Annotated in this window: 21 protein-coding genes, 2 other RNA genes and 2 pseudogenes; 12 read left to right on the plus strand and 13 right to left on the minus strand. The window is 34.0% G+C overall.

Going from position 1 to position 21,564, the window contains the following annotated elements; genetic code table 11:
- Nucleotides 1-4 precede the first annotated feature (4 nt).
- The 5 genes from ACFEL3_RS00080 to recA form a co-directional block, all read right to left on the minus strand.
- Nucleotides 5-1,471 carry an alanine/glycine:cation symporter family protein gene (locus tag ACFEL3_RS00080; protein WP_070356966.1) on the minus strand — a complete coding sequence of 489 codons (1,467 nt, stop codon included), beginning with the start codon at nt 1,469-1,471 and terminating at the stop codon, nt 5-7.
- A 1-nt stretch (nt 1,472) separates the two neighbouring features.
- On the minus strand, nt 1,473-2,816 hold the full coding sequence (locus ACFEL3_RS00085; RefSeq protein WP_038199325.1) for an alanine/glycine:cation symporter family protein: 1,344 nt from the start codon (nt 2,814-2,816) through the stop codon (nt 1,473-1,475).
- 22 nt (nt 2,817-2,838) lie between these two features.
- Nucleotides 2,839-3,609, minus strand: coding sequence for a CDP-alcohol phosphatidyltransferase family protein (locus ACFEL3_RS00090; RefSeq protein WP_010963007.1), 771 nt, complete (start codon nt 3,607-3,609; stop codon nt 2,839-2,841).
- Nucleotides 3,606-4,298, minus strand: a complete 693-nt coding sequence (locus ACFEL3_RS00095) for a phosphatidylserine decarboxylase (protein WP_007548750.1) — start codon at nt 4,296-4,298, stop codon at nt 3,606-3,608. The genes ACFEL3_RS00090 and ACFEL3_RS00095 overlap by 4 nt, the downstream gene beginning before the upstream one ends.
- 187 nt (nt 4,299-4,485) lie before the next feature.
- Nucleotides 4,486-5,553, minus strand: coding sequence for a recombinase RecA (recA, locus tag ACFEL3_RS00100; protein ID WP_010963008.1), 1,068 nt, complete (start codon nt 5,551-5,553; stop codon nt 4,486-4,488).
- A 624-nt stretch (nt 5,554-6,177) separates the two neighbouring features.
- Here recA and ACFEL3_RS00105 point away from each other — a divergent pair.
- Nucleotides 6,178-7,140 (plus strand): J domain-containing protein, encoded by a 963-nt coding sequence (locus ACFEL3_RS00105; protein WP_010963009.1) that lies wholly within the window; start codon nt 6,178-6,180, stop codon nt 7,138-7,140.
- On the opposite strand, the gene ACFEL3_RS00110 is transcribed toward ACFEL3_RS00105, so the two are convergent.
- Together ACFEL3_RS00110 and ACFEL3_RS00115 are read right to left on the minus strand one after the other, a co-directional pair.
- Complete coding sequence (locus ACFEL3_RS00110; RefSeq protein ID WP_265039593.1) at nt 7,108-8,397, minus strand: bifunctional folylpolyglutamate synthase/dihydrofolate synthase; 1,290 nt, start codon at nt 8,395-8,397, stop codon at nt 7,108-7,110. The genes ACFEL3_RS00105 and ACFEL3_RS00110 overlap by 33 nt on opposite strands.
- Nucleotides 8,394-8,984, minus strand: coding sequence for a phospholipid-binding protein MlaC (locus ACFEL3_RS00115; protein WP_010963011.1), 591 nt, complete (start codon nt 8,982-8,984; stop codon nt 8,394-8,396). The genes ACFEL3_RS00110 and ACFEL3_RS00115 overlap by 4 nt, the downstream gene beginning before the upstream one ends.
- A 116-nt stretch (nt 8,985-9,100) precedes the next feature.
- On the opposite strand from ACFEL3_RS00115, the gene ssrS reads away from it, so the two are divergent.
- The 3 genes from ssrS to ACFEL3_RS00130 all read left to right on the plus strand — a co-directional run bounded on the left by ssrS (nt 9,101) and on the right by ACFEL3_RS00130 (nt 10,501).
- Nucleotides 9,101-9,261, plus strand: a non-coding RNA gene (gene ssrS, locus ACFEL3_RS00120) — 6S RNA.
- 19 nt (nt 9,262-9,280) lie between these two features.
- On the plus strand, nt 9,281-9,742 hold the full coding sequence (locus ACFEL3_RS00125) for a type II toxin-antitoxin system RatA family toxin (RefSeq protein WP_010963012.1): 462 nt from the start codon (nt 9,281-9,283) through the stop codon (nt 9,740-9,742).
- Nucleotides 9,743-9,796: 54 nt separating this feature from the next.
- The gene (locus ACFEL3_RS00130; RefSeq protein WP_375316761.1) at nt 9,797-10,501 is read left to right on the plus strand and encodes a DsbA family protein; all 705 of its coding nucleotides are present in this window, start codon (nt 9,797-9,799) and stop codon (nt 10,499-10,501) included.
- Nucleotides 10,502-10,530: 29 nt separating this feature from the next.
- On the opposite strand, the gene ACFEL3_RS00135 is transcribed toward ACFEL3_RS00130, so the two are convergent.
- Entirely contained in the window at nt 10,531-10,809 is a 279-nt protein-coding gene (locus tag ACFEL3_RS00135) for a DUF2671 domain-containing protein (protein WP_006279425.1), read from the minus strand.
- A gap of 250 nt (nt 10,810-11,059) precedes the next feature.
- On the opposite strand from ACFEL3_RS00135, the gene ACFEL3_RS00140 reads away from it, so the two are divergent.
- Nucleotides 11,060-11,707, plus strand: coding sequence for an O-methyltransferase (locus ACFEL3_RS00140; protein WP_265039594.1), 648 nt, complete (start codon nt 11,060-11,062; stop codon nt 11,705-11,707).
- A gap of 1 nt (nt 11,708) precedes the next feature.
- Here the strand turns inward: ACFEL3_RS00140 and ACFEL3_RS00145 are convergent, their stop codons facing one another.
- Together ACFEL3_RS00145 and ACFEL3_RS00150 are read right to left on the minus strand one after the other, a co-directional pair.
- Entirely contained in the window at nt 11,709-12,362 is a 654-nt protein-coding gene (locus tag ACFEL3_RS00145; protein ID WP_010081992.1) for a glutathione S-transferase family protein, read from the minus strand.
- A 107-nt stretch (nt 12,363-12,469) separates the two neighbouring features.
- A pseudogene (locus tag ACFEL3_RS00150) lies at nt 12,470-12,586 on the minus strand (WPE palindromic element domain-containing protein); the annotation flags it as partial.
- Between the two features lie 236 nt (nt 12,587-12,822).
- Here ACFEL3_RS00150 and ffs point away from each other — a divergent pair.
- The 7 genes from ffs (at nt 12,823) to dnaN (ending at nt 19,157) form a co-directional block, all read left to right on the plus strand.
- An RNA gene (gene ffs, locus ACFEL3_RS00155) (signal recognition particle sRNA small type) lies at nt 12,823-12,912 on the plus strand.
- A 21-nt stretch (nt 12,913-12,933) separates the two neighbouring features.
- Nucleotides 12,934-14,535 carry a DNA polymerase III subunit gamma/tau gene (dnaX, locus tag ACFEL3_RS00160; RefSeq protein WP_010963016.1) on the plus strand — a complete coding sequence of 534 codons (1,602 nt, stop codon included), beginning with the start codon at nt 12,934-12,936 and terminating at the stop codon, nt 14,533-14,535.
- Between the two features lie 3 nt (nt 14,536-14,538).
- Nucleotides 14,539-14,871: a YbaB/EbfC family nucleoid-associated protein gene (locus ACFEL3_RS00165; RefSeq protein WP_010963017.1), complete on the plus strand. Its 333-nt coding sequence runs from the start codon at nt 14,539-14,541 to the stop codon at nt 14,869-14,871.
- Nucleotides 14,872-15,460: 589 nt separating this feature from the next.
- Nucleotides 15,461-16,174, plus strand: coding sequence for a P44/Msp2 family outer membrane protein (locus ACFEL3_RS00170; RefSeq protein ID WP_138264894.1), 714 nt, complete (start codon nt 15,461-15,463; stop codon nt 16,172-16,174).
- 318 nt (nt 16,175-16,492) lie between these two features.
- On the plus strand, nt 16,493-17,386 hold the full coding sequence (locus ACFEL3_RS00175; RefSeq protein WP_010963019.1) for an RNA polymerase factor sigma-32: 894 nt from the start codon (nt 16,493-16,495) through the stop codon (nt 17,384-17,386).
- The gene (locus ACFEL3_RS00180) at nt 17,379-17,876 is read left to right on the plus strand and encodes an invasion associated locus B family protein (protein WP_006279310.1); all 498 of its coding nucleotides are present in this window, start codon (nt 17,379-17,381) and stop codon (nt 17,874-17,876) included. The genes ACFEL3_RS00175 and ACFEL3_RS00180 overlap by 8 nt, the downstream gene beginning before the upstream one ends.
- Before the next feature lie 123 nt (nt 17,877-17,999).
- Nucleotides 18,000-19,157 carry a DNA polymerase III subunit beta gene (gene dnaN / locus ACFEL3_RS00185; RefSeq protein WP_038199350.1) on the plus strand — a complete coding sequence of 386 codons (1,158 nt, stop codon included), beginning with the start codon at nt 18,000-18,002 and terminating at the stop codon, nt 19,155-19,157.
- A gap of 79 nt (nt 19,158-19,236) precedes the next feature.
- Here dnaN and truA read toward each other — a convergent pair whose 3' ends face one another.
- The 3 genes and pseudogenes from truA to ACFEL3_RS00200 all read right to left on the minus strand — a co-directional run bounded on the left by truA (nt 19,237) and on the right by ACFEL3_RS00200 (nt 21,211).
- Nucleotides 19,237-19,974 carry a tRNA pseudouridine(38-40) synthase TruA gene (gene truA, locus ACFEL3_RS00190; protein ID WP_010963021.1) on the minus strand — a complete coding sequence of 246 codons (738 nt, stop codon included), beginning with the start codon at nt 19,972-19,974 and terminating at the stop codon, nt 19,237-19,239.
- A 71-nt stretch (nt 19,975-20,045) separates the two neighbouring features.
- Nucleotides 20,046-20,168: pseudogene (locus ACFEL3_RS00195) on the minus strand (IS630 transposase-related protein); the annotation flags it as partial.
- Nucleotides 20,169-20,452: 284 nt separating this feature from the next.
- The gene (locus ACFEL3_RS00200) at nt 20,453-21,211 is read right to left on the minus strand and encodes a cytochrome c1 (protein ID WP_010963022.1); all 759 of its coding nucleotides are present in this window, start codon (nt 21,209-21,211) and stop codon (nt 20,453-20,455) included.
- Nucleotides 21,212-21,564: the final 353 nt, after the last annotated feature.

The following is a 21,564-nucleotide window of genomic DNA, read 5'->3' on the forward strand; positions in this document are numbered from 1 at the left end:
GAACCTAATTAATTTTATTATTCCTCAGCCTTTTTAGGTAGCACTGAACTTCATCGTTAATCTGATTACTAAACAGTATAAGCGCTGTCATGTTGATGAGAGCTAAACAAGAGAATAAAGTTCCACCGATATTGGCAATAGCCATTATATCTTTAGAAAGACCAGAGAAAAACGCCACAATTATTACCGCTATGCGGTATATCACTATACTTTTTGCACCGAATAAATATAGCCACCCCATTTCACAACAATATACAAACGAAATTACTGAAGAAAATGCAAACAAAGGAGCAGCTACTGTTAGAAGGATAGGAAACCATGGAGAAACTGTCTCAAATGCTTTGTGAGTAATTAATATTCCCTCACCAACACCTGTTTGGTATGCACCTGTTATTACTATTGTTATTCCTGTTAAACAGCAAATTAACATTGTGTCAAAGCATGGTTCTATCATAGCGACTAGTCCAGTTCTTACTGGTTCTTCATCTTTAGTTGTTGCATGAGTAATTGAAGCAGAACCAACACCTGCTTCGCTGGCAAAGATTGCCCTTTGAATTCCAGCAACAAATGCTCCTACCATCCCTCCGCCAACAGCATTGAAATCTATCATAGTGGAAAATAATATTTTCAACGTATAACCAAGGTTATGAATATTAAATGCAATAATAATAATACAACTCAAGATATATATAAGTGACATAATAGGCACTAGTGCAGAAGATACTCTAGCTATCCTTTTAATTCCGCCAATAATCACTAGAGCAAGCAGCGCAGAAATTATGGAAGAAAGAAACCAAGAGTGACCATCTACCCAACTTGAATAGCCAGATAATATTGAAACCATTTGGTTGGTTTGAAACGCTACACTTCCACCAAGACCTGATAATACAAAGAATACTGCATACATGGCAGCCAGCACAATACCAAGTTTTTTAAATCCAAATTCCTCCAGACCATTCCTTATATACTGAAAGGGACCACTAAACAATTGGTCCTGATCTTCTGTTCTATGTCTAAACGCCAACGTTACCTCAGCAAATTTTGCTGACATACCAAAAAAACCTGTAATCATCATCCAAGGCACCGCTCCTGGTCCACCCATTGAAACTGCAATTGCGACTCCAGCAACAGTTCCAAGGCCTACTGTGCTTGAAAGTGCAGTCATAAATGCCTGAAAATGCGTAATATGACCATCATGGTGATTCGTGTCATATTTTCCACATAAAATAGCAAACGCATGCTTAAACATTCTTATGTTGAGAAATCCAAAACGTAATGTTAGAAACACATAACCAAAAACTAGTAGAAGGATTATAAATGGCACGTAAAGGATCTTGAAAAACAGTACTTCATTCATGAAGTTATTTATTCCATTCAACACAGCGTCATAACTTTCGTAAAAACCTGAAGCAGCGTACACATCATTAAACAATAGGCAAAATAACACCATACAAAGCAATCTATAAATCATGTTAATACCCTTTAGAATTGTAATAAGAATCTATTGTATTCAAAACTTCCCTTCTTAGTAGATATATTGCAACAGCATTTGGAATCATAAGGCACATAAACAAACTGTCACCTAGATAAGATATAAATTCTATATTCTTTGACATACAGCTGATATACACTGAAACCACTATAAGAATTTGGAACGGTATCAGTATTTTTTTACTACCAAATAAATACAGCAAAGCAACTTCACAGTAGTAACAATAAGCTATTATTGTGGAAAATGCAAAGGAAAACATCATTAGCGGAAAAACTAACTTGCTGAACAAGGGCAAAGCTGTTGAAAATATCGAACTAATTAGTGTAATATCACCCACGTTATCAGTGCTATGCATACCAGTGATAATTATCACAATACCAGTCAAAAATGAGATTAATATTGTGTCTATAAGTGGTGCAATCATTGCAACGCACCCAACTTTAATTGGATCTTCTTCTTTTACAGCTGAATGTGCTATAGCTGCTGTTCCGGTACCTGCTTCGTTAGCAAACACTGATCTTCTCACTCCGGCTATTAATCCGCTCAATACTCCGCTTCCTATAGCTGATTTATTGAAGATATCTTGGAATATTATGGATAGAGCATTCAGCAAATTACTTCCGTTTACATAAATTAAATATATACACATACCCACATATAGCACTATCATAATTGGTGCTAAGCTCGTTGAAACGAAAGCAATGCGCTTTATTCCTCCCAATATTACAATAAAGACAAGCAGGGATATAATAATGGATGCGTTGTATTCTAGGAGGTTATTTGATAGTGCTGCTATTTGATTTGCTTGAAATGGTATACCGCCCAAAATCATTGCAATAAGTAGCATAATCGCATAAGTGAAGGCAAGAAATCTACCAGTTTTTGCAAATCCAATTTTTGCAAGCCCGTACTTCATGTAATAAAAAGCCCCGCCAGTTGTATTTTCAGAGCGATAAGTAAATGCAAGCACCACCTCGGCAAACTTTATCGACATACCAAGTATTCCGGTAATTACCATCCAAAAAACTGCACTTGGGCCCCCTATTGTGATAGCTATTGCAACTCCTGATATTGTTCCAAGACCAACTGTTCCTGAAATTACTGTTGCAAACGCTTGAATATGAGTGATTATGCCATTGTTGCTGTTATTACACTTTAGATTGAATAGCGTCTGTATTCCATATTTAAGTAACCTAAAGTTAATGAATTTGAACTGGGCAGTACAAAAGATTCCAGTTGCAATTACCCAAATAATTATAAATGGAATGTTGAATATCTTTATATACAGAAATGAATTTAATAGTTCACTTATCTTCAAAATCATGCAGTTTTCTATTTTTTGTTAGCTAACGAGTTTTATATGTAAAATATATGTAAAACCCGATGCTTATTGGAATAGTAAGTGTATACACTATACCTAAAATTGGTAGAGTCATCCAGGGCTTACTGATGAAAAATACAATAAGTACTCCAAAAAATGACACAAATATATAGGATAGGCTTTTGGGAATATAAATATATTTTGCAGAGAAAGTTGGAATGTGACTTATCGAAAAAAATGAAATGGCCAGAAAGTAACAAGCTACGTTTCTTGTGTTAAAAAATCGCTCTATGAGAAGTAAGTATTCACTCTCATGAGATTGAAAGGTAATAATTATTGGTAACAAAGAAAGTAAAGCACACACTGGAGCTGGAACACCAGAAAAGAAAAATTTTTCCCAGTATGGTTGTTCTGAGTGTAGCGAAACATTAAATCTTGCAAGTCTTATTGATATGCAGATTACGTATATCATTACTAAAATCCAACCTATGACTTTGATTTCGTTTAGCTTCCAAAAATACAAAAGAAATGCAGGCGCTGCACCAAAATTTAGAAAATCTGCAAAAGAATCAAGCTGGGCTCCAAAATCGCTAGTTGATTTTAGAATTCTAGCTATTCTGCCATCCATTCCATCTATTATTGCTGCAATGATGATAAAAATTACTGAGAATTCCCATTGTTCATTAAATGTAAATTTAAGTGAAGTGAGACCAGAACATAAACCCAATAAAGTTATAAAGTTTGGGAATAATTTAGTAATAGGTAAGAATCTACTGTTACTTCCCTCGTTATTCATATAACGTCAAAAGTAAGCTTCTCTTGAACGTTTTCCTTATTTAAGTTTGCTATAATTGTTTCACCACCAATAACAGTTTGCCCTTCTGAAACTCTGACTTCTGTATCAGCAGGAACATAGATATTCACTCTACTGCCAAACCTTATAATTCCAAACCTTTCACCTGCTTTTACGTTCTGGGATATTCCTAAATTACAAACGATACGACGTGCAATTAATCCAGCTATTTGCTCCACAATAATTTCTTTCCCCTTTTCGTATTCAATTACAATAACCTGCTTTTCATTTTCATTACTAGACCTATTGCTCATTGCGGATACAAACTTGCCTTTTTTATAACTCATTTCCTTTATCGTACCAGATATTGGTATACGGTTCACATGGACGTTCAAAACACTTAAAAATATGCTAACAAGCGTAAACTTCTTCTCCTCTCCGTTTTCTGCTGATAAAGGATAATTAACTTCTTCAATTTTTGAAATCACACCATCAGCAGGACTTAATATAAGATTCTTATTGTTTGGCACAGCTCTTGCTGGATCACGAAAGAAATAAGTACACAATAATGTCGGAAACAAGCACGTAACGCCAAACCCCCAAGATATAGAGAATGCTATACACGTTACTATAAAGGAAACTACTATAAATGAATAACCTTCCCTGTTTATATTAGGTAAACCAAAACACATAATCTTATTAACAATAACCTATTGTTAACAATTTATCATTTATAATTTCTCATGAAAAGCTTTTTTTAACTGCTTCAGCAAAGTCTTTTTGATACAAGGTAACATTACAGATTGTTATATTAGCACATAGAATTACCGTCATACTGTAACAACCCGTCCAACACAAAATCTAATGCCTAAGTTTAGATCAGAAAACTGATTCTTCTAAAAGTTGCTCACTATCCTCGTCTATTATGATAGAATTATCATGATTTCTGAGTAAATCTCTGATTTTCGTTTCTATTTCATTTGCGACTTCTTTGTTTGTTTTTAGGTAAGTTTTTACATTCTCTCTTCCTTGCCCAAGACGTGTGTTGTTATATGAATAGTAAGCGCCTGCTTTTTCAAGCACACCAAGCTTTGCTCCCATATCTATTATTTCTCCGAGTTTTGATATACCTTCATTGTACATTATATCAAATTTCGCTTCTCTAAATGGAGGAGCAACTTTATTTTTTACAACTTTAACTCTTGTTTCATTACCTGTAATATTTTCTTTGTCTTTTATTACACCAACTTTTCTTATATCAAGCCTTACAGAAGTATAGAATTTTAATGCATTTCCACCCGTGGTAGTTTCAGGATTTCCATACACTACTCCTATTTTCATACGAATTTGATTAATAAATATCAATATACAGTTCGCTTTTGAAACGGCAGAGGTTAGTTTCCGTAGCCCATGACTTAGAAGCCTTGCTTGCAGCCCCATATGTTGATCACCCATATCACCTTCAATTTCAGCTCTTGGAGTTAATGCTGCGACAGAGTCAATAACTATCACATCAACCGCACCAGAACACACTAAATACTCAACAATATGCAACGCCTGCTCTCCAGTGTCTGGTTGTGAAATCACTAAATCATCAGTGCTTACCCCAAGTTTACGAGCATATAAGACATCCAATGCATGTTCTGCATCGATAAATGCGCATGATCCTCCTTTTTTTTGTGCTTCAGCAATCACGTGCAAGGCAAGAGTGGTTTTACCAGAACTCTCGGGGCCAAATATTTCAATTATACGCCCTTTTGGCAGACCTCCAACACCTAGAGCCGAATCAAGCGCAATTGATCCTGTGGATATTGTGTCTATTTTTTCTACAGGGTTTTGCTTCAACTTCATTATTGCACCTTTACCGAATGCTTTTTCAATCTGGCTTATTGCGTTATCTAGCGCTTTTTGTTTATCACTATTTCTTTCTTCTGGGTTACTTGCCATAGATCATTTATTAATTTATATAATTCTCTATGATAATCAAACGCGAATAACCTGCCAAGGTTTTTCTAGTATTTATGTATTATTTCAATGAAAAATATTAACGTTTTCATAAAGCAGATATTTGTTTGCCTTCGTTAGTAACACACTATACTTTAGTGTACGAACGTTGCAATTTGCAGCATAGCAGGTGGTGTCATCCAAGTAGCCAACACTGAAATGACTAAATTCGAAATGGCTACATGAATTTATTGTAAATTACTACCGTATAAGGTGCGATGCAACAAAGCCATTCCAGTGTCAGCTACTTGAATGACACCTCTTAGATGGGTCAGCTACTCAGATCTGCCATGAAAACTGCAACCCTAAATGTTGGAGCACTGTCGTACACTAAGCGCTGTAATGACAATTTTAGTCGCTTCATACACTTATCATGCTAGTCATAACAGAAATAATTTTTACCAAAGATATTTATGAAATAATTGACATAGTTTGGAAATATGTATATTATAGAACATTAATAGTTAGTTAATTTGTAGGTGTAATGTGGCTAGAAATGTTTTGAATGAAAATGAGTACCACGCTTTAAAGCAGTTGTTTTTAACATTTAATATTCAAAAGGAGGATGTGGTAAATTCTGACATTAAGAATATTAAGAAAAAGCTTAGTCAACAATACCGTAAATTATCGTTAAAATATCACTCAGATAAAAACCCAAACAATAAAGAAGCGGAGGAGAAATTTAAGGTTATTGCATTAAATAAGCCATTTTTTGAAGAATTTATAATAGAGCCATTGGAGAAAGGTCTCAATAAAAGAAATAATTTAATAAAAGAATTACGCGGTAAGTTGTGGAGTCGCAGTTATGAAGAATTGCAAAAATACTTAGATGATAAGTGCAGAAATAAACTCTATAATAAGCAGCAGTCAATTAACAATAATGTAACTGCTTATGTAAAATATTCTTCTTATTCAAATCTCTTAGGAGTTCTTTTAGTATCCTTCACATCAATTGCATTTTTAATAATTAATGGTATTTCTTCTAATGTACCAATAGCAGTAGATTTTCTTGCTCCCTTGTTAGCAGGATCTATTTTAAATCTAGCTGTTAAGAGCATTTATACTAGAAATGGGAAAGAGTTTAATCATCAGACTAATATTTTATTATTGTTTAACTTTGACCAAGAATGCGAAAATTTTTCAAAGAGTGATAGGACTAAATTAAAGTGGCTAAAAAATTCAGTTATTTTGAGCAACACAATCTGTACATCTTTAATGTTTTTCGGTATGGGATTAGATTTAGTTGCCAACGGCTTTGGTATAACTAACTCTATGATGTTATCCGGCTTATTACTTTCATTACCATTCACGCTTTTAATTGTTACTTCACCTATTTTAAATGCTGCAAGTAATTATATTCTCAAAAAGACAGCTATAAATTCAATTGAGGAGCAATTTAAAGGTGATGATCAGTTTATAGAAGTCGATAACGAAAAGCCAAGCAGTACTATGAGCAATCAAAGTTATTTCCCCATCGATCAGTTAATATCATCAAAGTTAGCTATTCTCCATAGCGAAGTCTCTAGCTAGGAACAATGAGCCACAGATTAGTATGGTTTTGACGTTTTGGGTAGAGGCTTTTAATATGTGATTTGATATTGCACCGCCAATTGATTCACATTCAACTGCTTTTATTCCTATGTTATTGGCTTTTTCCCTAATCAAATTTGTATTTGTTGCTTTAGGTTCAGACTTAACACAAACCGCACATAGTAGCTTGATATATGGCTTTAAGTGCTCTAAGAACTCTTCCACATTTCTGTTACTAGTAACACCAAAAACCATATAAATACCTTCAGCAAAATTATCTTTTACCCACTGAGATAGTACTCTAGCACCATCATTATTGTGTGCACCATCTAAAAATAATTGCCAATCTTTCGGTAGTAGGAAAATTAAATTACCTTCTTTTATAGACTCTAGCCGTGCAGGCCAATAAGTGCACTGTAAACCTGAAGTGATATCCTCTTCTCCAATATCAAATTCATACTTTCCACTTAAAATACTACATGCTGCAATAGCATTGCCTGCATTAATCACCTGATGATCACCCTTTAAAGATGGCAAAGGAAATTCTATTGATTGAATAGCTGATTGAAAAACCATTTTGTTGTTCTTTTTTTTGCAATTCCATTCAAGACCTCCTCTATACAAGGGAGATTTCTTATTTATTGCGTGGTGTTCTAGCGTGTTCACTATAGATTTTTCTTGCGGTGCTATTACGCAAGGAACATTAGGTTTCATTATTCCAGCCTTTTCACCTGCTATAATTTCTACAGTAGGGCCAAGATATTCCGTATGATCAAGTGCAATGGAAGTAATTATTGTTAAAATCGGATTATCTATAACATTTGTTGCATCAAGCCTTCCACCCATACCCACTTCAACTAAAGTTATATCGGCTTTATGACGAGAAAAAGCTAAAAAAGCTGCAATAGTTGCAGCTTCAAACAGAGTGATAGGTTGTTCTGCAATTACTGCACGACATTCTTCTAATAAGCTATATAATTCATTATCGTCGATATAGCTGCCGGCTATCACTATCCTCTCATTAAAACTCACTAAATGTGGAGAAGTGTATGCGTGTACCTTATACCCTGCTGCTTGCATTATATATCTTATAAATGCTAGTGTTGAGCCTTTCCCATTAGTTCCAGCTATATGAATTACGGGAGGCACTTTTTTCTCGGGGTTATCTAGTTTGCTAAGAAAGCCTTTTATGCGATCAAGAGAAAAATCATTCGGCCTGCTACCAAGTGGCTTAGGCCAATGAGGCATATATATCATGGATTGTTATTGCATTTTAATTCAGCTATAACGCTTGCTATGCCATGCGTGTCGATTTTTTCACTAAATTGATAACGTTGATTAATAGCAATACTTATTCCACTCATTACAACATCACTTATCAAGAAAGAACTGTTATTTTTAGTAACTTTAAAATCAATATTTGTAAATTCTTCATCACCGTAAGAAAATCTTGTACCAATTAAGCAAGTTTCATCGTCAACTGCTTTTGTACTCATTATGATCATTTCACTATCATGCATGTATTTATATAAAATTTTAACGCACAAACGCGTAAGATACACTTCATACTCTCTTAAAAAATCTTCTTTTTCTTTTTGTTTAACTAAAGCCCAATGTTTTCCTATGACGAATTGCGATATTCCTTTGAGGTTAACATTGTTTTGAATGACCTCCTGAAGCTTTTTTTGCACACATTCCCGGTTTTTTTTATTCTCCTTTGTAGATATACCATCCACTTGTTGCTTCATAGTATGCACAAAAATTTTGTGATCTGTACAATTAGTGTAAGCACTTGAAGAAATTACAATAAAAACAATGATAGTTAAAACTTTAGTAATGTTCATAAGATATATTTATTAGCTATGATACTTAGAATGCAAAGTTTAATAAAGATTAAATAATAATCGCTAGCTTTAATATATCTATAGACACACCTTGTATAAATCATCTACAATTAATTAAGGGTCTGTTCTATGCGTTATGAGTTAAGTTAAATTTCCCGAGCGATAATTTCTAGTCAAGGGAATTGCCTCTGTTAATTTCGTTGAAATTGATACGCGATGCCCACCTTAACTTTAGTCTCAGGAATCTACTAAGGCTGACGGTAGATACGGATCCTATTTTGATTGGTTTAACATTTATGCTTCATCAATACAAAGAACAGGGTGTTTTCCTATGTTTGCCTAATGAAGTATTCCAAATTGTAATTGATGTTGAAAGGTATCCTGATTTTGTTCCTTGGTGCAAAGCCGTTTATATAAAAGAAAAAATTAACAACCAAATGGTTGTGGATCTCCTCGCAGCTTTTCATGGAATTAAAGGTAGATATACATCAGAAGTTACTTCTCTTTCTCCAAGTGGAACAAATGAAGGTTGGATAAAAGCTGTATCATCAAATGGAATATTTAAACATCTATACAATGAATGGCAATTCATTCCCATAGATGAAAATAAAACTATGGTAAAGTTTTATATAGAGTTTAAGTTTAAGTCCAACTCATTTTCCACTTTATTAAACTCAGTATATAAGTATACACAAAGTAAAATAATTGCTGCATTTAAAGATAGGGCTGAAAGCCTTGCTAAACAAAAGTTATCTTGACATTATTAATATAAATGTATAATTTTTTTTAGTAAGTTAAGTGTTTATATTGTAATGATTTTTAGACTATTGTTTTTATTAATTTTCATAAGTGTTAATTCTTATGCAGTTGTTAAGCAAGATTTATCCGATAACCAATACATTCAAAAAAAACCCAATGAAATAACATCAAATGAGCTATTATCGCCATTACCTAATGATAAATTATTAGGAGATCCAAAAGCACCAATTCTAATGATAGAATATGCTTCATTAACTTGTTATCACTGCTCTCTTTTTCATAGGAATGTTTTTTCTAAAATTAAAGAGAAATATATAGACACAGGTAAGATGTTATATATATTTCGTCATTTTCCTTTGGATTACAGAGGGCTAAAGGCTGCAATGCTAAGTCATTGCTACGAAAAACAAGAAGACTACTTTAATTTTAACAAAGCTGTTTTTAACTCAATAGATTCGTGGAATTACTACAATTTAAGTGATTTGACTTTACTACAAAGAATTGCTGCACTAAGCAACTTAAAGCAAGATGCATTTAACCAATGCATTAATGATAAGAAAATAATGGATAAAATCGTAAATGATAAATCACTGGCAATTAATAAACTTGGTATCACAGCCACTCCAATATTTTTCATCAAGCTTAACGATGATAAATCATATATAGAGCATAATAAAGTTAAACATGGAGGGTATAAAGAGCTGAAATATTTCACTAATGTGATAGATAAATTATATGGAAAAGCTATAGTGAAGTAATACCACTGTAGCTTACCATATAAAAGACTCTATGCTGAGTCATTGTTTTTCACTACTGTTTGTTGTTTTTTACGCTCAAACTCTCTTTTTTTACTGTGCCAAGTGTAGTAATACATAGCGATTTTATTCTCTATTAATACTATTGTCCCATCATAAAACTGAACCATATCCATAACTTTTCTCTGAGCTTCATCAAAACGTTCTTTATACTTTTCACGATAAGCTGGATTATGTAGTAACATAACCCCTTCATTCTTGTTAGATTTTTTGTTTAACGTTTCAACTTCACCAGCAATAGTATAAGACATATAACCCCCTCTAATTGATTATAAAAATTATATTTTAAAAAGAGAAATGCGCATAAACAATCCCTTTAATTCTAGCATAATAATCGACTGTTTATTATACTAGTTAACTATAGTACGATATATAATAATTTTTGTCACTTAAAATTTTATACTATGAAATAATAACTTAAAATAAATGTTTTTATTATTTTAAACTATATTATTATATTTATAAATTGTGTATGAATTAAGTCTCCCTAATTTATAATATATGCGTAATAATTTTAGTATAAAATTGTCATACATAAGAAATCTATTTGCAAAAGAATATAAAAAAATAGAAGAATATTGTATTCTTGAAAAAAAGCAACATATTCAAATTGGCCCTGAAGAAGGAAAGCTATTAAGTTTATTTATAAAAATCCAAAAAATCAAAAGTATTGTTGAGACTGGCACGTTATACGGTTACTCGTCGATTTGCATGGCAAAAGCTCTACTAAAAGACGGTCATATATATACAATAGAAAATAATCCTCAACACTCAAGAATAGCAAAAAAAAATTTTAGTGCTTTTAATCTAAGTGATAAAATTACTCTAATAGAAGGCGATGCACTGGAAAAAATTAATGAATTATCAGCAAAAGCACCATTTGACATGATATTTATTGATGCTGACAAAAGTAGTTATCCTAAGTATTTAGATTGGGCAGAGTCATACATTAAACAAGATGGGCTAATCGTTGCAGATAACACTCTACTGTTTAACACAGTATTTTTAGAATCGCCTCCAAAAGAAGTATCAGAAAAATCATGGCATGCCATGAGGGAGTTTAATAATAGATTATCAGATGAAAAAAAATATTTCTCTATATTGATTCCAACTGATGAAGGAATGACTGTAGCTTTAAAGCTAACATAAGTTAAAAATCAAGGTCAGCATAATGTTTAGGAGGGATTAAACCAGAAATCCTCTCTAATAATATCTCACGAAAACAAGGCTTTGATTTAACAATGGAGTACCATTCTTTTAAAATTTTACTTTTTTCCCATGGAAAACTACTTACATAATCCATTACGGAAATATGCGATGCTAAAGTAATATCAGCTAAAGTGAACTTATCAGTTGCAAGCCAAACGTTCTTGTTAATTAAGTGTTCGGTGTATTCCATATGGCAAGGCAGGTTATGCTGAGCTGCATGAAGAAATCTAGAGTCAGGGCTGCGGTTAGTAATTACTTTTTCATTCATAATATACTTAGTAACTTCATTGTAAAATTTGTTATCGAACCAATTGATTAGAGCGCGTATTTTAGACTTAATAATAGTGGATGAACCAAGTAATTTGACGTCGCTATTGTAAGTCTCTTCTATATATTCACAAATGGCATTACTATCCGCTATTACAAAGTTATTATCTATTAACACTGGTACTTGCCCGGTTGGATTGATCTCCATAAATTCATTCCGCTTTTCCCACGGATTTTCATACACTAGATCACAGCCTAATTTTTTTTCTTTTAGAAAAGCTCTAACTTTTCGTGAAAATGGACAAAGAGGAAAATGATATAAAATCATAATGTTCCTCTTTTGTTATACCAATATCCTTTTTTTGTTACTCTATGGCTTGACCTACAACTGTACGAACTTTCTTTGTAGTCCACAGAAGTTTGCGTAGCAGGTAGTGTCATGCAAGTAGCTGACACTGGAATCCAGTTCTTGTTATACAATTGCCTAGTGCGCTCATTTACAGTTAAGTTTTCTGGATCCAAGTAGTCAAGCACTGGGATGACATCCTTTTCGGTAAAAATTGCTCTTATATCACAACATTCATACAGCTGTATGCCTAGGCACTGGGATGACATAAATAAGCGCTGAAATGACATAAATAAACATTGGAGTGACAATCTTGTAGTGACTTGCATGACAACTAACTTTTTGTTTACTTCAAAATAGCACTGTAAAAAATTTAACATATCAAATTATAGAGCTAATATAGGATATACCTTGCTAAATAAAAAAAAAAGTATAATATTTTATAAGGTATGCAGGCAAAAACTCTGTAATTTGGTCAGATCAGAAATGAAGCAGCCATATCAGAACCTTTTTGGGTTGCATGCCTATTTCATTATTTGTTTTATCCGAGGCTATGAATATAGCATTAAAACATCGTCCTAGTAGCTTCAAAGATCTAGTAGGTCAAGATATATTAGTGCGTGTATTAGAAAATGCTTTTATTTTAAACAAAATCCCACAATCTATACTGCTCTCTGGTAGTAGTGGAGTTGGTAAAACCACCACTGCAAGGATAATAGCTTTATGTTTGAATTGTTCCCTGGGGCCAATTTTTGAACCTTGCGGATCATGTGAAAATTGTCTAGCAATAAAAAATTCAAGCCATCCAGATGTAATTGAAATCGATGCAGCAAGTCACACTAGCATTGACGATATTAAAGTAATCCTGGGAGATATTTGCTATTCACCTATAAGCTCTAAATTCAAAGTCTACATTATAGATGAAGTACACATGCTATCTAGCAGTGCATTTAACGCATTACTTAAAACCCTAGAAGAGCCACCATCTAGTGTAAAGTTCATTTTAGCAACTACGGAAATAAAAAAGATACCAATAACTATTATTGCACGTTGTCAAAGATTTGATTTACACAACATTCCTGTAGCTAAAATAGTGGAACGTTTAAATGATGTTGCACAAAAAGAGAGTTATTCCATTGAAAAGGGAGCATTAGAATTAATTGCACGACACTCTGGAAATTCAATGCGTAACGCCTTGTTTTTGATGAATCAAGCAGTGCTATATAGCAAAGATGGTGCAATATCCACTAAAAATGTGACAGACATACTTGGCCTAGTGGATAAAGATATTATATTCGATCTATTAGGGGCAATATTAGAAGGTGATTTACAGAAAGCTCTATCAGTGTTTGACAAGGCGGTAAAAACAGCAAACCCACTTAGTATTTTTGAAGGTCTATTGCAAACAATTCAGTTAGTATGCCGTTTTTTGATTACAAAAGAGATTGATAATGCAGTTACAGAGCATGAAAAGAATAGGATAAAAGATTTAAGTATAAAGAGATCTTTAATATTTTTTTCGAGATTGTGGAAGATGTTGCTTAAAGGTATTCAAGATATAAAAACTTCAACATGCAACGATGTTGCTGCTGAAATGATGTTAATTAGCCTCTGTTATCTTTCTGATCTGCCTTCTCCGGAACAGGTGATCAAAAAAGTTCTTTCGCAGAATGTAGAGCAAGGAAATAGACAGGGCAGACCTGTTGCACCTTCCCCCTCTGTCATCCAAGTAGCTGACTACTCGGATCCAAAAAAATATGTGGAAAGTAAACAACAACCCCACTCTGTCATCCCAGTGCGTGACACTGGGATCCATGTGGAAAATAAACAACAAAATTACGATTTTGATAAGATTTTGCAACTATTAAGGCGAAGTAACCAAATTTATCTTTACAAACAACTGTGTAATAATCTACAATTAATAGATTGTAAACCTGGATATTTAAAATTAAAAGCTGTATCTAAGTTGGATAGTAATTTTTGCAATGATTTAAAAAATTACTTAAACCAGGTGACTCAGCAAGAGTGGGTTGTTGCAGTTGATACAGGTTATATAAACAGGGAAGTGAGTAATTTAAATTATGCACCTGCAGTTAAGGATATCCTTGACACGTTTAAAGGTGCAAAAGTAGTTAATATAGAAAATAAGGAGTAAGTTGTGGATTTTAGTCAAATAATGAAACAAGCGCAAGAGATGCAAAAAAAGCTTGCAGAAGCTCAAGAAAAATATGTTGGAAAAGAGTTTCAAGGTATTTCTGGTGGTGGCAAAGTTTCTGTATTAGTGGAAGTCATAAAAATAGGTAGCTATAAAGCTAAAAAGGTGAACATAGACTTAGAACTTATGAGAAATGAGGAAAAAGATATAGTAGAGGATTTAGTAACAGCAGCGTTTAATGATGCCGTTAAAAAAGCAGAAGAAGATATGGCGAATGCAACTTCTGATCTTGCAGGTATGATGGGTTTACCATCTGGGTTTAAACTTCCTTTTTGAATTTACTACTGAAGTTTCTTTTAGTGTAAGTATTTTTTTTCTAATATTCCCAACGCTAGTACTTCTTCATATAATGTACCTATACTAGCATAGCCCTACGTCATACCGTGATTCATTCCACAACTGTACAAACATTGCAATATGGCACATAGTAAACGATGTCATTCCAGTCTGGAATCCAGCCTTGCCGTAATCTCATCAAGAACATTGTGTTTTAACATAAAACGGCTACTTTTATGCTTACCAACTTAATAAAATTCCTGGATCCCAGACTGGGATGACAAGAAGATGGTACTTGGATAAGAGGCATTGCCCTCCTGGTAGGCCCAAATTGCAATGTTCGTACAGTTGTGGATTTCTCATCCGCTAACAAGCAGCGGAATGACGAGGTCTTTCGATAGTAAATCTTACCTGTGTTAGCTATACCAAAAAATCAAAAGTCGTATTTATTCATTAATAAAATCTTTGTCTTCTCCTAAAAATTAGTTAAAATGTAGAATATTTTGTGTTATTAAGTTAGCACTTGACTTAACTTTAGTTGTTACTTAGACTGCTAAAGTGGAATTTTAATTTTTTTACGAGGACAATTATGCATTATAAAAAGTTTTTTTCAGCAGCCGCTTTAGCAACGTTGCTAAGTTTATCAAACTCTGCTTTTTCAGATCCTGTTGGTCCAATAAGTGATGAAGAAACTAGCTACTACGTTCGTTTGCAATACAACGGTGAATTTTTACCTCTTTTCACAAAAGTTGATGGTATTACCTATAAGAAAGACAAGAGTGATTACAGTCCATTAAAACCATCTTTTATAGCTGGTGGTGGTGCATTTGGTTACAAAATGGACGACATCAGGGTTGATGTTGAAGGAGTTTATTCATACCTAAACAAAAATGATGTTAAAGATGTAACATTTGACCCAGCAAATACTATTGCAGACAGTGTAACAGCAATTTCAGGATTAGTGAACGTGTATTACGATATAGCAATTGAAGATATGCCTATCACTCCATACATTGGTGTTGGTGTTGGTGCAGCGTATATTAGCACTCCTTTGGAACCCGCTGTGAATGATCAAAAAAGTAAATTTGGTTTTGCTGGTCAAGTAAAAGCTGGTGTTAGTTATGATGTAACTCCAGAAGTCAAACTTTATGCTGGAGCTCGTTATTTCGGTTCTTATGGTGCTAATTTTGATGGAAAAAAAACAGATCCTAAAGATTCAACCAGACAGGTTACTGATGCAGGCGCATACAAAGTTCTTTACAGCACTGTTGGTGCAGAAGCTGGAGTAGCGTTTAATTTCTAGTCTATCTCAGTCTTGTTATCCCAGTGAGTTTTTTCTTGCCATCTAAGTGGCATGACACTGGGATCTAGAAAAAAGAAATGTGGATTCCAGTGTCAAGGCACTGGAATAACACTATTTGCTATGTGTTTAAGCTATAACGTTTACCATTGTACTGGTAGAATATCATCTAAGGTTACATAATGTTATCCAATTAGCTAACACTGCGGCCTACTGTCTCCAAGAAATTAGATGGAAAATTTGTACTTTTTTCAAATCAAAGCTTGAATTTTTGCTGGAAAATCAATATATTATATGCATGAAGTTTTGATTTAAGTTGTTATGTTGACCTCAATGGCAAACTTATGTGTCGATAGTAGAACCAATCTCATGCAATATATTGCTAGGGTGCAAAAATTTCCTATGCTGTCTCAAGAGGAAGAGGTACGATTAGCAAAAAATTGGAACCAATATAAGGATGTTTCTTCTGCTCATAAATTGATTACCAGCCATTTGAATTTGGTAGTGAAAATTGCAATGAAATTCAAAAATTATGGGCTATTGTTGATGGACCTGGTTATGGAAGGAAATATGGGTTTAATGCACGCAGTGAAAAAGTTTAATCCTGATTTAGGGTTTCGTTTTTCAACTTATGCAGTGTGGTGGATTGAAGCTTCAATAAAAGACTTTATATTGAAATCTTGGTCGTTTGTGAAAATAGGCACAACGCAAGCACAAAGAAGATTGTTTTTTAGTTTACGTAAAATAAAAAAAAGAATTTTACAGTATACAAACAGGGAAACTTTAAATAATGAAGAAATAAAAGCAATATCTAATGAGCTTTCTGTATCCGAAGGAGACGTTCTGCAGATGAATTACCGTATGGCTTGTAAGGATCAGTCGCTAAACGATTGCATAAAAATAGGTGATGACTCTAAAAGGGAGTTGCAAGATATGATCCCATGTAACTTGGTCAGTCAAGAAGTAACCTATCAGAATCATGAAGAAAAAGAATTAAAAGAAACAATTTTAAACAATGCACTAGCGAGTCTCAACGAAAGGGCAAGAGACATTTTTATCAGTAGATATTTGTCTGAAAACATTCAAACTCTGGATGAACTTAGTAAAAAATATTGTGTTTCAAGAGAAAGAATAAGGCAGTTGGCTGAGCAGGCGATGGCTAAGGTAAAACAATATATACAATCTGAAAGTTTGAAATTTGGTTTGCATGCGTAGTTTTTTTATATTTCTAATATTTTTTTCGATAGGCGCTTTTGCATCGGTTAGTGATGTACAATTGAAGGAAAAATATAAAGATTGGCTCGTGTATACTGCATTGGAAGATGGAGAGAAAGTATGTTATATTGTATCCTATCCTAAAAAAAAAAGCGAATATTATACAACCAATCGCAAGCCGTATGTAATGGTTAGTTATGTTGATAAAAAAGCAGATGAGGTAAGCGTTACCTCTGGTTTTCAGTATGATAAGGAGCCTGTAGCTCTCAATATCGACAAAAAAATTAAATATACACTGCCCATAATACAGGGAAGTTTTGCGTGGGCAGAGCATACAAAAATAGATCAAGATCTCATTCTAAAAATGAAGCAGGGATTATCAATGGTAGTTAATGGAAAAACAAAAACAGTGACCATTGATGATACTTATTCCCTACTTGGTTTTCAAAAAGCGTATCAAAAAATGCATGATTTATGCCATACAAAGTAAATTATTGTAACAGAATACCCAGCTATAGTATAAACTAGACTACTCTTTCAATGGAAATATAAATAGCACTTTACTTTATATGGGATGTGGATATCATTTAAAATATATTTTTGAGAGTTAGCAATGTCAGAGGTTGCAGGTGTAGATACAGAAATCAAAAAGCAAAATTCTGTGTGCGAGCAGATGCGTTTTAGCGTGAGCCGCACAAGTCTTTTAAATACATTATCCAGAGTAAGTGGAGTGGTTGAAAGGCGTAATGCAATAGATGTTTTGGCGTGTATAAATATCAAAGCACAACACGGCAGCATAAAATTAATGGCAACTGATCTTGACATTTCAATGTTTGCCTCACTTGCTGCAACCGTATTAACAGAAGGAGAAGTAAAAATTTCAGCGCATACTTTACATGACATAGTGAAGAAGTTACCCGCTGATTTGGATGTCAATTTTGAAGTAAACAACCAAGGAAAATTATTGATGTCTTGCGGAAATGCAAACTTTTCTTTACCGAATGTAGTTTCAAGCAGCTTTCCTGCTCTTGAAGAAGACAATTATAAACATGATTTTACTCTACTAAATACAGACCTGATAGACTTATTAACTAAAACAAAATTTGCTGTATCACTAGATGATACAAGGTATAATTTAAATGGAATATATCTACATACAGATGAGCAATTTCTGTACTGCGTTGCAACTGATGGCCATCGTTTATCATGTATAAAGAGGCCAAAGCCTGGGAACATCAATGGCGAATTTGGTGTGATCATTCCACGTAAAACTGTTATGGAGCTGTTAAAAATATTGGACGATTGTAATGAAATTAAAGTAAAACTCTCAGACAGAAAAATCAAGTTTACATGCGGTGAATATATTCTAATATCAAAATTAATAGATGGAACTTTTCCAAATTATAAAGCAGTTATTCCAGCATCTCAAGATAAGCATATGATTATTGAAAGTAAAAAACTTTCAGACGTTATAGATCGAGTTTCCGTTGTTGTATCTGATAAAGTAAAATCTATTAAATTCTCACTACAAGAAAAGCTGCTAACTCTGCATTCAAACTCCCAAGAGTGCAGTGATGCAACTGAATCCATAGAAGTGGACTACAATGAAGCCCCTATAGAAATAGGGTTCAACTCGCGTTATTTACTTGATGTTCTATCCTGCATAAAAAATAAATGTAAGTTTAGCTTAGCCGATGGTAATAGTGCTACAATTATCACTGATGAAGACGATTCAAGTGCATTATATGTAGTAATGCCAATGAGAACTTAAACTCGTCATCTCGCTGCTTGTTAGCGGAATCTGGAGATACCGTGGCGGTATGGCACTTATTTCACTAGCTTTTATTAAATTAGTAATCTATCTTTACCAAATATAAGCCAAAAGGTGGTGCAGTAACTCCAGCGGCACTTCTTTTGCATTGGTTTAATATATTTAGCATTTCTTGCGGATTGGTTCTATTTTTTCCAAATTCAACTAAAGTACCCACAATAATCCTCACTTGGTTATGTAAAAAGGAAATAGCAGATATTTTGATGTGTATATGATTCCCATTTTGTATTATATCGATATCATCAATTGTTCTTATCGGATTTGCGGCTTGACAATCTTTTGAACGGAAACTTGAAAGGTCATGTTTTCCAAGTAGATGTTTAGCAGCTTCACGCATAATATTTACATCAAGTGGGCTAAACACTTGCCATACATAACCCGTCTCCAGAGCGGCAGGAGCATAGCGATTAACTATTCTATATTCGTAATATCTTTTTTTTGCTGAAAACCGTGCGTGAAAAGCATCATCTACAACTTCTGCATTAAGCACGACTATAGGAATTGATTTTAAATGATAGTTTATTGCATTCCTTATTCTATAAAGCTCAAATTCCTTTTCCATATCAAAATGAGCAACTTGTCCTAAAGCATGAACTCCTGCATCAGTCCTGCCACCACAGTACAAAGTAACTTTCTCACCACTAAAATTAAATATAGCATTTTCTATCTTCTCCTGGATTGAGTTAGCAGAGTGTTGCTGTTTTTGCCAACCAGAGAAATTACTACCATTATATTCTACCGTTATTTTGTATCGCACTGCATTACATCAAGCTCTATCTAAAATAGTCATTTTCTATCTTAACATAATTTATGGTCAAGCCTACAGTGCTGCCACTCCCATAAAGTAGTTCGTCCAATCTTAAATCTTGCTGCCACTGCTTCTCTGCTTTCTCCTTCGTCTAGCGCCTCCATTGCTTTTTTTCTTAAATCATAACTATATGCTGCTGGCATTCAACCTCCTTATCATTATCTATCCTTATCACATCCGGACTTCTATGAAAAGAGCTATAAATCGTGAAAAAGAACTGCTCATTAAGTGCTGTTTGCTTAATAAATTTACTGACATTGGTATGGCTAAATTCGAAATGGCTACATGAATTTATCGTAAATTATTACCGTATAAGGTACGATGCGACAAAGCCATCCCAGTGTCAGCTACTCGGATGACACCGTCATAAAGGAACCAGTGTTAGCTACTTGGATGACAACCATTGTGCTTGAGGCAAAATTGACTATCACTTCTTTTTATAGAGCTTGCTCCAAACTTTGTTGTTAGTTAATACAAAAAACACTGTTAAAATTATAAAATACGCCACTACTTTTAATCCAAGTTTATGCCGGCGCTCTAATTCTGGCTCTGCTGCCCATTGTAAAAAATTTATCACATCATACGCCATATTTTCAACTGTGGCTTGCCTTGCACCATCATATTCCACCATTCCTTCAGAAAGTGGTGGCGCCATAGCTAATCTGCCTGTTGGAAAATACGAATTAAAATATAAATCATTTTCATCGTGTTCGCCGTTTTGATAGCCTGTTAACAATGAATAGACATAATTTGCACCATCATGCCTTGCTTTAATAATTAATGATAAGTCTGGTGGGACTGCACCATTGTTGCTTGCTGCAGCTGCTTCTTTTGTATCAAAAGGCGCAATAAAATAATCCGAAGGTACTCCAGGTCTGTCAAACATTTCACCCAAATCATTCGGACCATCTTTAACTTGATAAGAAGCTGCTATTTGTTTTACATCTTCTTCAGAAAAACCGACATCTTGCAAATTACGAAATGCTACCCTATTCATTGAATGACAAGCAGCACAGACTTCTTTATACACTTTATAGCCACGCTGAATTGACTCTCTATCGAAAGATCCGACAATTCCATCAAATTTCCAGTCTATTTTCTTATTTGGTGATGATTTAAATTCTTCTGCAGATATAAGACTAGATAGAAATAACATGCAGAAGATTGCAAATACATTAGATCCCATGCATAACCACTGTTTTAGTAAATTTCGAATTGATGTCATGCAAGTAGCTGACACTGGAATCCAGCTTATTTCATCACTGACATTATGGTTATCATGCACTCCTAGAATCTGTTGTCCATTGCATGATTTGTAAGTATTTTTATACCTGGATCCCAGTGTCAAGCACTGGGATGACAACGGAAGATAGTGGAATGACACTGTGTGTTGTATACAACGTTCATACAATTGTGTACATGATGCTGGAATCCATTTATTTTTTTTCTGGATCCCAGTGTCAAGCACTGGGATGACAAAAGAGGGCTCTGGGATGACAGAAGAGAGCTCTGGGATGAAAGAGAATTTTGTAAGAGATC

Source organism: Wolbachia endosymbiont (group A) of Opomyza germinationis (genome assembly GCF_964264765.1).
Lineage (GTDB): Bacteria > Pseudomonadota > Alphaproteobacteria > Rickettsiales > Anaplasmataceae > Wolbachia > Wolbachia pipientis.

Excerpts from the sequence above, each read along its gene's own strand:
- ACFEL3_RS00090 (WP_010963007.1), bottom strand. The coding sequence starts at position 3,609 with ATGAATAACGAGGGAAGTAACAGTAGATTCTTACCTATTACTAAATTA.
- ACFEL3_RS00140 (WP_265039594.1), top strand. The coding sequence starts at position 11,060 with ATGCGTAATAATTTTAGTATAAAATTGTCATACATAAGAAATCTATTT.
- dnaN (WP_038199350.1), top strand. The coding sequence starts at position 18,000 with ATGTCAGAGGTTGCAGGTGTAGATACAGAAATCAAAAAGCAAAATTCT.
- dnaX (WP_010963016.1), top strand. The coding sequence starts at position 12,934 with ATGAATATAGCATTAAAACATCGTCCTAGTAGCTTCAAAGATCTAGTA.
- ACFEL3_RS00130 (WP_375316761.1), top strand. The coding sequence starts at position 9,797 with ATGATTTTTAGACTATTGTTTTTATTAATTTTCATAAGTGTTAATTCT.
- ACFEL3_RS00200 (WP_010963022.1), bottom strand. The coding sequence starts at position 21,211 with ATGGGATCTAATGTATTTGCAATCTTCTGCATGTTATTTCTATCTAGT.
- ACFEL3_RS00175 (WP_010963019.1), top strand. The coding sequence starts at position 16,493 with ATGTTGACCTCAATGGCAAACTTATGTGTCGATAGTAGAACCAATCTC.
- ACFEL3_RS00080 (WP_070356966.1), bottom strand. The coding sequence starts at position 1,471 with ATGATTTATAGATTGCTTTGTATGGTGTTATTTTGCCTATTGTTTAAT.
- ACFEL3_RS00110 (WP_265039593.1), bottom strand. The coding sequence starts at position 8,397 with ATGATATATATGCCTCATTGGCCTAAGCCACTTGGTAGCAGGCCGAAT.
- ACFEL3_RS00095 (WP_007548750.1), bottom strand. The coding sequence starts at position 4,298 with ATGTGTTTTGGTTTACCTAATATAAACAGGGAAGGTTATTCATTTATA.
- recA (WP_010963008.1), bottom strand. The coding sequence starts at position 5,553 with ATGGCAAGTAACCCAGAAGAAAGAAATAGTGATAAACAAAAAGCGCTA.
- ACFEL3_RS00085 (WP_038199325.1), bottom strand. The coding sequence starts at position 2,816 with ATGATTTTGAAGATAAGTGAACTATTAAATTCATTTCTGTATATAAAG.
- ACFEL3_RS00180 (WP_006279310.1), top strand. The coding sequence starts at position 17,379 with ATGCGTAGTTTTTTTATATTTCTAATATTTTTTTCGATAGGCGCTTTT.
- ACFEL3_RS00135 (WP_006279425.1), bottom strand. The coding sequence starts at position 10,809 with ATGTCTTATACTATTGCTGGTGAAGTTGAAACGTTAAACAAAAAATCT.
- ACFEL3_RS00170 (WP_138264894.1), top strand. The coding sequence starts at position 15,461 with ATGCATTATAAAAAGTTTTTTTCAGCAGCCGCTTTAGCAACGTTGCTA.
- ACFEL3_RS00145 (WP_010081992.1), bottom strand. The coding sequence starts at position 12,362 with ATGATTTTATATCATTTTCCTCTTTGTCCATTTTCACGAAAAGTTAGA.
- ACFEL3_RS00115 (WP_010963011.1), bottom strand. The coding sequence starts at position 8,984 with ATGAACATTACTAAAGTTTTAACTATCATTGTTTTTATTGTAATTTCT.
- ACFEL3_RS00125 (WP_010963012.1), top strand. The coding sequence starts at position 9,281 with ATGCTTCATCAATACAAAGAACAGGGTGTTTTCCTATGTTTGCCTAAT.